The organism is Marinagarivorans sp., from assembly GCF_982758155.1.
Genome location: NZ_CEXWTU010000260.1, coordinates 1 through 6464 on the forward strand (window position 1 = coordinate 1; position 6464 = coordinate 6464).

The following is a 6464-nucleotide window of genomic DNA, read 5'->3' on the forward strand; positions in this document are numbered from 1 at the left end:
CCTCGAATGAAATCACCATTAACTGGAATGCCCCACTCGCCTGGGTTGTGGCCTATTTAGATGAAGCCGCAGGCTCTAGTACCCCGCAGGGTGAAAAGCTAGCTTCCTGCCCTATTCCTACAGCAGACTCAAACACAACCCCACCCCCCAACCAAGCTAATAGAAGAAAAAGCGGAGGCGCTAGCCTTTGGTTCGGGCTCATCGCATTACTGCTAATCCCACGCCGCTTGCGCAACGGTATGAACAAAAAGCCTTAAGGTTCCCATTTAAACGGTTGCGGGCATTGCTCTGCAACCGTTTAAACGGCACCCCTAAACTTCAAAACCTATAAACCGCGCGAAAAACAACTCCCCCCCCCCAACACAACGGTGCCATGCCTAGAGAGGCAATAACTAGCTCGGACAAGCACTCGTTTTACCAAGCCTCTTGCAAAAAATAACCCCTAGTTATTAGCCAGAAGTTATTAGCGCCTCTCATCATATAGGCGAGACACACACCATATTTGGCCAAAATGAAAAACAATCAATAAAACTTAGTGTCGTTATGTTTTTAGCGTGCCGCTCCTGCCTTATTACGTGCCTGCCCCGCCAACTTGTTTAATTAATAGACGCTTAGGCAAACTTGACCTCTATAAATAAGCCATGCTTTACGCGCCATTAAAGGTAAACACATTTTGGGGGACAGACACTCTACTCTCGAGCCTACCTGAGTAGCTGCAATCGTTTGCCTCACTAGACGAAGGTGCCTGCTATCTCAGCAAGGCGCTCGAAGAGGCAAAGGCGCATGCCGGAAAATATCATTAGCTTAAGTCTGGCCAGCACAACTGTAGCTTCCATATGTTGCACTGCACCTACTGACTCAGCGTTTGCGTCGTTACTTACACCCCAATCCTAACCGCTTAAGTTAATCACATTGATGCGGGCCTAGGTCGACGAGTAAGGCATCGAGGCAGTTGCGGAAACAGGATACTGGCATTATTGGATAAAGTATTTTTTCCTCTGCCCTAGGAATTAATTCAGAAAAAATAATCCGCAACTTTTTTGGCCAGCACCCGTATAGCTCTAAAACCATAACAAAAAAGGATCACTATTATGACTCAACGTACCAATACACTCATGTTAAGTATTTTGGTCGCTGGCCTGTGTGCTTGCAACGGGCAAGGAGCTAACCAAACGGGTGTAATTAATACCAACAGTAGCCAAATCGGCATTGAACTATTCCCGGAGGTCCAAGTGGGGGTAAGCTTCAATGATGCGGGTTTGCAGAAATGCCTAGAGCATGAGCGACACTCTTGGAAGAAGGAGGGCTTGGTTTACGCTCACCAAGTGAAGACATTTTCCTGTACGACTCGCTTCTCTCCGTCGATAGAAGAGCTAGATGTTTTTAGTCATTTGGAAAAACTCTCCCTGCAGGCATATAACATCAAGGAGTTGAACCTTACAGCCTTCCCCCACTTAAACCATTTGGACTTATACTCTAGAGAACTGCTAACCATTGACTGGGGTAATGCAACGAACTTGCAATCGATTTCCCTTTCGTCGCCCAACATTAAGGAGCTGGACCTTACAACCTTACCCCAATTAAATCATTTATATATAAAGGCTCCAGAATTGCTAACCATTGACTGGGGTGATAAACCTAGTTTGCAATCGCTATCACTAGACTCCTTTCAAGGCGAACCGCTGTTTTTAAATGACTTCCCACAGTTAAACGACCTGCATTTTTCTTCTGCCGGAAAACAAAGTCCTCTGAGCATTGGCCAATTGCCCGCATTGACCAGATTGTCTGTGGAATCCGCAGTAGTCAACGAATTGACACTGGCCAAAACGCCTAAACTAACCGAGCTGATTATTCAAGACAGCGCAGTTCTGCCTAACCTAAGTTTTGCCGATGCTCCTCACTTACGGGAACTCTTAATATTTTCCTCACAGCAGAGCACGCTAGACTTAAGCGATAATAAAGCCCTAGAAACTCTGTTTTTAAAAAAGGGGGATTGGAAAACCTTAAACTTACCCACTCAAAGCAGCTTAACTTCATTTGGCGCAAGTGAGACGCAACTGAGTCACTTGGATTTAAGCTCAAGTAAAAAACTCCGGGGTATTTATATAAATAACAACCCCAACCTGAGCGAGCTAAGCCTGCCCGAAGTATTCTCGGATCTAAGAAAATGGGATTTAAAGCACAACATGCTTACCCACTTCCCTCAAAGCAGTTTCCCTCAGTTGAAAGAGCTCAACTTATCCGGCAACCCTTTAACCTCTTTATCATTGGCTAATATGCCCGCCTTAACCAACCTATACTATCGAGGTGACAACAGTACACCCGCGTCACTGCAAACCCTAGACTTGAGTATAGCTCCTGCTTTGGAATGGGCCGAAGTTAGTGGCGCAGGTTTGCAAGAGATCAGCATCGGTAATTTACCACTCTTAAGTCTGCTTAATCTTAATAATAACCGCTTAACTCAGCTGCAACTGGATCAAGTCACAGCATTGGAGCAGCTCATGGTCAGCACGAATCAGTTGAGCGAGCTTAATACCATGAACAATACCGAATTAACTCGGTTAGAGGCGGCACACAACCATGTAAGTGAGCTTCCCCTTGTTCATTTACCGGAATTACAGTATCTGAATGTCTCCGACAATCAACTTCAGCATTTGGACCTATCCCACCTTACTTGGGAATCATTCAATAGCTCCCACTTGCTGGCGGCAGATAATCAGCTGAAATCCATAAGTTTTCCCTTAGCCGAACCAGAGTCAGCTCTAGTAATCATCGATGCTTTAGACCTTTCAGGCAATCAACTCACTGAGCTGAATTTTGCAAATACTAATTTTTTCTTTCTGAAACTTATCCTGCACAACAATCCAGACTTAAATATTTTATTCAGCGCTGAATTTTTTACGAAAATCTTCAGCTGGACCAACACCAAAATCACCTGCGAAGTGGTTAATCAAACCAAATTCATCGATGACGCCTGCTTGCCGACCGAGGATGAATAAGCCATCAACAGGCTGGCGGTGAGAAGGGAAACATCAATAGGGTGAGGGGGCAACGGCCCTATTCCAGCAGCAGACTCCAACACAGCCCCACCACCCAACCAAGCCAAAACGAATAACGGGGACAGGCACTCGTTTTTACCAGCCAAAAAATGGACCTTTATGAGCAGGTCCAGCTGGCCAGCATCTTACAAGCCTGTAAAAGCGCCAACTCAATGGCTGAGGCAGGCAGAAAGCTCTTTAACATCAGCCGGCAAGAAAAGTCTTCGAACAACGACTCGCACCGAGTAAGGCAATTGCTAAGCAAATACAATATCCGCTTCGAAGATATTTGTTAAACACCAACAAATCAAAGCATCTTATTCAATTGAATTATTTAGCCGCACTAGCTCTTTTTTCCGAACAATCTTTCTGTTTTTTCGTGTGTGAATCTAAATCTAGAATTATGGACTCTATACGTTGTATATTTTCAAATATATCTGTAATTAAAACAGCATTACTAGTAGCGTTTGCAGCAAGGTGCGCATGCTGAGGAACCAGCGGTCGAATCAAAGGCAGTAAAGTGGCAACGCAAGCATTTTGCACATAAATTATCTTTGATAAGATTTGACTAGGGTAATATTCTTCACCTTCTGTATACGAGGAAATAGCGCTATGTCGAAGATATTTTTTACCCTTTACAACATATATTTCACCTTCTTTATAAATGGCATAATTATGCACATTAAGAATGGTAGATAATTCAGAATAACTAACAATAGTAGGATTTATACCAGAGCTATGCTGGGTGATATTTCTGAGCTCTTCTGGATACATTATTTTGATATCGTTATTTTTAGCCAACACTTTTACCAGTGAGCTCAGCGTAACACTTGCTCCCCCTTCTTCAGTCGCATGTCCATAAGCCGCATTTACACCCATACAAAAAACTATCGAAATTAATAACCGTCGAAACATACTCATACCCTTTTTACCACCATTAATAATGTTTTTAATTAAATATTTCGGCTAACCCACTCTACCCAATAACCTCACACTTAAAGACCTTAATAATCCTCATCGTTCCATACTTAGTTAATTTAGCACGCTAAATAAGTACTATTTTAACGTGGAACTTTTCCAGACGTACGCGCACCAGAAGGAGCTAGACGATTAGCTGTGCAAAAAAGATATTTACAACGATCTCAATATCCACTGCGAGCCTACATACGCCGCCCCACCTTTTCGCCCCCTATATCAAGGCAAAAAGCTAACGCATTTCGAGACACCCCAAACGCTCAATCATTACGGTCCAATAACGAGAAGCTAACACCCGCCTTAGCACAGAAAATGGATATCATAGTATCCATAAATGATGATTTTAGCCTACAATGGATAACATAATACCCAAATAGGTTTTCGTGCATACGCATTACCATTCTTAACGATACTAATGTTAGCCAAGCTTTTGCCGCACACTTACGCGGCTTACGCAAACAGGCCAAAATGTCGCGCGAGGCGTTAGCTAAACGCAGCTGCGTACCCGCCGCAACGACTAAAAATTTTGAACTTACTGGGCATATTTCTTTTCGGTAACCCTTACTGCTGGGGCAATCACTGGATTCCCTTGCGCGCCTTTATGAGCTTACAACAACGTCATCCTCACCGCGCCAGACAACACACCCGGCCGACATAGAAGAGGCGCTGAAAGGTGGAATTTAAACCCGCTCAAAAGCTGGAGATTCACCGCATACTGTCATCCGGTGAAGAGGCTTTCGTTGGCAGGCTGACACAAAATCGACAAGGTGTGCCTCCCCCTACACGCGCCCCTTTAAGCGCCCTAATGAAAAAGCCGTTTCGATAACGACTCCTAAACATTATGCTCCTCGGTAATAGCTACTGCATTACCCTAATACGTATACCCCTATACGGATGCAATGTCCAATAAAGGGCTTCCCGCCCGATGCGTCACTCTAATAATCTACCTCCTTGCAGGCCTTCTGCGCTTAATTGGATAATCTATTATTGCCTCACCCCTTAAATACCAACAAATCACAGCATCTTATTCAATTGAACTATTTCACAGCACTAACTCTTTTTTCCGAACAATCTTTCTGTTTTTTCGTATGTGAATCTAAATCTAGAATTATGGATTCTACCCGCTGTATATTTGAATATATGTCGGTAACAACTATGGTATTGCTCGCCACATCACCCGCCAAGTGTGCGAATGTGGAAACCAAAGGCCTAATGGAGGGAAGCAAGCGCGACACGCATGCATTTTCCACACGAATCACTTTTGTAATAGCCTGACTAGGCAGATAACTCCCCCCATCATTAAAATGGGGAATGGGGCTAGAGCGAATACGCCGCTTTTTAACCACAACGTGAAGCCCCCCCTCTTTATACATCAAATAATCATGCATACTAAGCATTATCGATAATTCGGAATAGCTGATCGCACTAAGATTAAAATCAACGCTATGGAATTTAATCCCCGCCAGTTCACCAGGATATATAATTTTAATGTCGTCACTTTCGGCCAACGTTTCAACCAATGAGCTTAGCGTAACGCCAACCTCACTATCAACTTCAACTTCAGTATTTGCACAAGCAGAATTTACAGCCACACAAAAAATCACTAAAACCAATAACCGCCGATATATTCCCATCACTTATCACCCCCTTTTATATTTTCAATTAACACTTTAAATTTTAAAAAACTTAACATCAAAGATATTAATAGCTTTTCAGTTTAACTTTTAATTTTTTTCACACTAAAAAATCTGCACACCAACGAAGGAAATACGTTTCATCTGCCGTGCACGAACAACTACCCATTCATACTGCCGAGACCAAGAATGCAAGACAAGGAAGTTATTTCACAACAGCGAATCAAACATAAAAAGATTGACTCTATACTGCGCTCGGCACCGACCAGCATAAAAGTTGGATTAATATGCACTTAATTAATTCATCGTACAGGCAAGCTAATTTGAAGCTTACAAGGTTTGCCAACGCGTAGCTTGGGCAATCTAGCTCGGGGGTTCACACAGAGTAAAAGAAAGGATTCGCTTCAAACTTCTAGCGAGAAAAAATTATCACTTACCTCGCGCACCCAGCTGATGAAGCTAACTATTTTTCGTCAAACAATTTTTCTGTTTTTTCGTATTAACATCCACCTCCTCAATAACTGACTCAACCCTCTGTATATTTGCAAATATATCTGTAATTAAAACAGCATTACTAGTAGCGTTTACAGCAAGGTGTGCATGATGCGGAGCCAGAGGCCTAATCAAAGGTAGTAAAGTGGCAACGCAAGCATTATTCACATAAATTATCTTTGATAGAATTTGACTAGGGTAATATCTTTCACCTTCTTTATACGATGGAACACCGCTATGGCGAAGATATCGCGCACCCTTTACAACATGTATTTCACCTTCTTTATAAATGGCATAATTATGCACATTAAGAATGGTAGATAAT

General features: G+C 42.9%; 5 protein-coding genes and 1 pseudogene. 3 read left to right on the forward strand and 3 right to left on the reverse strand.

Annotated features, from left to right (window positions below; all coding sequences use genetic code 11):
* The 3 genes from AC3A8L_RS18830 to AC3A8L_RS18840 form a co-directional block, all read left to right on the forward strand.
* A partial coding sequence (locus AC3A8L_RS18830) for a hypothetical protein (protein ID WP_487963821.1) occupies positions 1-257 on the forward strand: 257 nt, incomplete at its 5' end.
* 834 nt (positions 258-1091) lie between these two features.
* Positions 1092-2999: a leucine-rich repeat domain-containing protein gene (locus AC3A8L_RS18835; protein WP_487963822.1), complete on the forward strand. Its 1908-nt coding sequence runs from the start codon at positions 1092-1094 to the stop codon at positions 2997-2999.
* Between the two features lie 149 nt (positions 3000-3148).
* Positions 3149-3334, forward strand: a complete 186-nt coding sequence (locus AC3A8L_RS18840; protein WP_487963823.1) for a hypothetical protein — start codon at positions 3149-3151, stop codon at positions 3332-3334.
* 34 nt (positions 3335-3368) lie between these two features.
* On the opposite strand, the gene AC3A8L_RS18845 is transcribed toward AC3A8L_RS18840, so the two are convergent.
* The 3 genes and pseudogenes from AC3A8L_RS18845 to AC3A8L_RS18855 form a co-directional block, all read right to left on the reverse strand.
* A complete protein-coding gene (locus AC3A8L_RS18845) occupies positions 3369-3917 on the reverse strand; it encodes a hypothetical protein (RefSeq protein ID WP_487963824.1) in 549 nt (182 codons plus the stop codon).
* A 1133-nt stretch (positions 3918-5050) separates the two neighbouring features.
* A complete protein-coding gene (locus AC3A8L_RS18850; protein ID WP_487963825.1) occupies positions 5051-5650 on the reverse strand; it encodes a hypothetical protein in 600 nt (199 codons plus the stop codon).
* Positions 5651-6106: 456 nt separating this feature from the next.
* A pseudogene (locus AC3A8L_RS18855) lies at positions 6107-6464 on the reverse strand (hypothetical protein); the annotation flags it as partial.

Coding starts and splice junctions, on each gene's coding strand:
- AC3A8L_RS18835 (WP_487963822.1), top strand. CDS start 1,092: ATGACTCAACGTACCAATACACTCATGTTAAGTATTTTGGTCGCTGGC.
- AC3A8L_RS18840 (WP_487963823.1), top strand. CDS start 3,149: ATGGACCTTTATGAGCAGGTCCAGCTGGCCAGCATCTTACAAGCCTGT.
- AC3A8L_RS18845 (WP_487963824.1), bottom strand. CDS start 3,917: ATGGGTGTAAATGCGGCTTATGGACATGCGACTGAAGAAGGGGGAGCA.